This window comes from Cobetia sp. 1CM21F (assembly GCF_023161745.1).
GTDB classification, from domain to species: domain Bacteria; phylum Pseudomonadota; class Gammaproteobacteria; order Pseudomonadales; family Halomonadaceae; genus Cobetia; species Cobetia amphilecti.
Genome location: NZ_JALNTQ010000014.1, coordinates 1 through 691 on the forward strand (window position 1 = coordinate 1; position 691 = coordinate 691).

Annotated in this window: 1 rRNA gene; it reads right to left on the bottom strand. The window is 54.1% G+C overall.

Going from position 1 to position 691, the window contains the following annotated elements:
- Positions 1–691, bottom strand: a 23S ribosomal RNA gene (locus MSG32_RS17890); the annotation flags it as partial.

Genomic DNA, 691 nt, shown 5'->3' on the forward strand with positions numbered 1-691 from the left:
AGCTAACCCCATCAATTAACCTTCCGGCACCGGGCAGGCGTCACACCCTATACGTCCGCTTGCGCGTTTGCAGAGTGCTGTGTTTTTAATAAACAGTTGCAGCCACCTGGTATCTTCGACCGGTAGGAGCTTACGGAGCAAGTCCTTCACTCGAACCGGTGCACCTTCTCCCGAAGTTACGGTGCCATTTTGCCTAGTTCCTTCACCCGAGTTCTCTCAAGCGCCTTGGTATTCTCTACCTGACCACCTGTGTCGGTTTGGGGTACGGTCGCATGTGATCTGAAGCTTAGAGGCTTTTCCTGGAAGCGTGGCATCGATGACTTCCTGACCGTGGTCAGTTCGTCTCGCATCTCGACCTCAGAGGAACCGGATTTGCCTGATTCCTCGGCCTACATGCTTTCACCAGGACAACCAACGCCTGGCTCACCTAGCCTTCTTCGTCCCCCCATCGCAACCACATCCGGTACGGGAATATTAACCCGTTTCCCATCGACTACGCGTTTCCGCCTCGCCTTAGGGGCCGACTCACTCTGCTCCGATTAACGTAGAACAGAAAACCTTGGTCTTCCGGCGGGGGAGTTTTTCACTCCCCTTATCGTTACTCATGTCAGCATTCGCACTCGTGATACCTCCAGCAGACTTCTCAATCCACCTTCATTGGCTTACACGACGCTCCTCTACCGCTCATCCA